General features: G+C 70.6%; 4 protein-coding genes. 3 read left to right on the top strand and 1 reads right to left on the bottom strand.

Going from position 1 to position 3,051, the window contains the following annotated elements:
- Together V7050_RS19945 and V7050_RS19940 are read left to right on the top strand one after the other, a co-directional pair.
- Positions 1-299: ArsR/SmtB family transcription factor (locus V7050_RS19945; protein ID WP_324411127.1), on the top strand; the 299-nt coding region annotated here is incomplete at its 5' end.
- Positions 289-822 carry an SRPBCC family protein gene (locus V7050_RS19940; RefSeq protein WP_324368187.1) on the top strand — a complete coding sequence of 178 codons (534 nt, stop codon included), beginning with the start codon at positions 289-291 and terminating at the stop codon, positions 820-822. The genes V7050_RS19945 and V7050_RS19940, both read left to right, overlap by 11 nt.
- A 100-nt stretch (positions 823-922) precedes the next feature.
- Here the strand turns inward: V7050_RS19940 and V7050_RS19935 are convergent, their stop codons facing one another.
- The gene (locus V7050_RS19935) at positions 923-1,603 is read right to left on the bottom strand and encodes a GDSL-type esterase/lipase family protein (RefSeq protein WP_324368185.1); all 681 of its coding nucleotides are present in this window, start codon (positions 1,601-1,603) and stop codon (positions 923-925) included.
- Positions 1,604-1,840: 237 nt separating this feature from the next.
- On the opposite strand from V7050_RS19935, the gene V7050_RS19930 reads away from it, so the two are divergent.
- Entirely contained in the window at positions 1,841-2,629 is a 789-nt protein-coding gene (locus V7050_RS19930) for a GNAT family N-acetyltransferase (protein WP_324368183.1), read from the top strand.
- Positions 2,630-3,051: the final 422 nt, after the last annotated feature.

Raw genomic sequence — 3,051 nt, 5'->3', positions numbered from 1 at the left:
CGGACCCGACCCGCAGGGCGGTGGTCCAGCGGCTGGGGCGGGGACCCGCGCCGGTGAAGGAGCTCGCGGCCCCATTCGACATGGCCCTTCCGTCCTTCATGAAACATATCGGCGTGCTGGAAGAGGCCGGGCTGATCGCATCGACGAAACAGGGCCGCGTGCGCACCTGCAGGCTCAGCCCCGACGGACTGGCCGCGGCCGAAAGGTGGTTCGACGAGCAACGCGCCATCTGGGCGAGCCGCTACGACAATCTCGACAATCTACTGACAACCCTAGGGGGAGAGACCGATGAGACCTGACCTGCGCTTCGACTTCATCGCCGACATGCAGGACGGCACGCTGACCATCCGCCGGGAATTTGCCGCCGGACGGCAGATGGTGTGGGATTGCTACACCCGGAGCGAGCTCCTCGATCGATGGTATGCCCCTAGGCCGCTGACGACGAAGACCAGATCCTTCGACTTCCGCGAAGGCGGCCACTGGCACTTCGCCATGATCGACCCGAACGGCACGCATTACTGGAGCCGCACGGACTATGAGACGATCACGCCCATCGACGGCTATACGGGATATGACGGCTTCACCGACGAAACCGGCGTGGTGAACCCCGACCTGCCGCGCTCCCGCCAGGAATTGCGCCTCGCCGACAAGGGCAACCACACGCTCGTCGAGACGCGCGTCTCCTACGATTCGCCCAAAGACCTGCAGAAGGTGATCGACATGGGCATGGAGGAGGGCCTGACCTCCACGCTCGAACGGCTGGACGAGCTGCTGGCCAGCCTCATCGCGGAGGCGCAGTCCCTGCCCGCCCAAAGCGCATGAGCCCACTGCCGGGGCCGAAGCCCGCAACCGGCCGAGTCCATCGGCAGGCGGCGCCGCCGCCTGCCCGACCCGTCACGGCAGGTCGCTGTCGCCGCCCAGGCTACGGGCCAGGATCGAGCCCCATCCATCGGCGGAACGGCCGCCAATCCAGCACGTATCCTGCCAAGGCGGCATAGCCGGAGCCATCGGGATGCGTGCCGTCGTTCTTCGCGGCACCCTCCGTCCAGGCCCTGCATCCGCGACACCATTCGAAGATCGGCAGGAAGGGCACGTCCCTTCGCTCCGCGACCGCCGCCAGCTCGCGCTCCAGACGCCCGATCCGTGCGTCCGCCGCTTCGTCGTCGATGATCGGCGCCGGACCGATCATCACCGTCGGCGCCAGCCCGACCGCCTCGGCGAGAATGAGATCCGCATTTGCGAGCGTCGCCTCCGGCGGCAGTCGCGCGACCCCGGGGGCGCGCGGATCGGCGGTCGCGCAATCGTTGGCGCCGAATGCGAACAGCAACCGATGCTCGACATCCCGGGGGAAGCGCGCGGAAACCTCGCCCTTCCACCGCGCCAGAATGTCCGCGCTCGTGTCGCGGCGCACGCCCAGATCATAGGCCGTCACGTCGATGCCTGCCTGCCGGGCCCTCCGAACGGTCCGCCCGGTCCATCCCAGCGCCTGCTCATCGCCCAGGCCGTTGACGAAACTGTCGCCGACGAAACAGCACCGCACGGATCCACGCCCTTTCCCGATTGCCGGACGGAATACTGGCCGTCCCACCCGCCGCCACCACATTCCCATGGGACGGAAGGCAGGTGGCCCCGCATCGCTACGCCGAGAAGCCTCGTCCTGCCAACGGCCCTTCCGACTGCCGGAGCGACCGCCTGTCGACGCGTGGCCGCCATCACCGGCCGCGACGCAAATGCCCGCCGTCCCGGCCCGAGCCTTGCCGGTAGTGCGAAGGCCCCGCCTGTGCTTCAATGAAACGGCGGTCCGGGCCGGCGCAAGGCCCGCCGCGGGAGGGACAGGAGCATGCCGCCCGATGCCGACCTCACCGCGAGGATGGACGCGAGCCTCGCCGCCTATTGGGGCAGCTACGGGCTCGCCGAGGGCGCGCTCTTCCGGCAGCTCCCCGGCGCGCTCTTCGTCTATACCCCGATCCCGCTCTACCTCTTCAATTCGGTCATCCTGACCGGCCGGGACCCCGCCGCCATCGACGCCGCGCTCGGTGCCGCCGCCGGATGCATCGCCGGGAAGGGCGTCCCCGTGCTCTGGCGCCTGAGCCCGAGCGCCGTCTCGGATGCGGTCAGGGCGAGACTGGAAGCGGCGGGCCTGAAGCGTCACGGCCGCGAGCCCGCGATGCTGGCCTCCATCACGGGGCTGCCGCCGGTTCGCCCCGTCGACGGTCTCCGGATCGCATCCGTCGAGGGACGGCCGGGGCGCCACGACTGGGCCTGGCTGACCTGCGACGCCTTCGAGCTCACCCCGGCGGTGCGGAGTGCCATGAGCCGCTGCGAAGCCGCGGTCCCGGAGGCCGCATACGCGCACCAGGCGCGCTTCACCGGCTATCTCGACGGCCGGCCCGTCGCGGTCAGCGCGCTGGTGATGGCCGGCGGGCTCGCGGGGATCTACGCCGTCGCCACCCTGCCCGAGGCCCGCCGGCGCGGCGTCGGAACCGCGATGACCCTGCATGCCATGGCCGAGGGCCGCCGCCGCGGCGCGAGCATGGCGGTGCTGCAGGCCACCGATTTCGGAAGACCGGTCTACGAGCGGATCGGCTTCTCGGTCGCCTTCGACTACGACCTCTACCTCCAGTCCTGATCCCGCGGCTCGACGGTTGGAGCGTGCGAGCGCCTAGGCCAGGGGAGGTCGGGCTGCACGGTCCGCCGGCAATCCGCGCGCGCGGATTTGTCACCTGCCAGATCCACGACCGGAATGCGACGCCGCCACGAAGTGCAGGGCGAAGGCCCACAACAACAACCCGAGTGACGTACGTGGCGACCGACACTGCGGCCCGCGGCAAAATCCCGGGACGGGAAAAGGTCGCGCCCCGCGCGGCCCGCGCAGCATGCCCCCGGACCGAAAAGGCGAGGCGTCGGTGGCGCCTCGGCCGATCCGGTCGCCCGGAGGCTCAAGCGGCAGGGCGAGGGGGGTGCAGCGTCACCGCCGGTCGGGGATCGGGCCGCGTCGGCCCCCCGCAGGGCCGGCGCGGCCCGATCGCCACGGGTCGATCGGGCTGGGGA

This window comes from Amaricoccus sp., assembly GCF_036846665.1.
In the GTDB taxonomy this organism is placed as follows: domain Bacteria; phylum Pseudomonadota; class Alphaproteobacteria; order Rhodobacterales; family Rhodobacteraceae; genus Amaricoccus.
The sequence above is the reverse complement of the archived record's forward strand: the minus strand, read 5'-3'. Positions and strand labels throughout refer to the sequence as shown.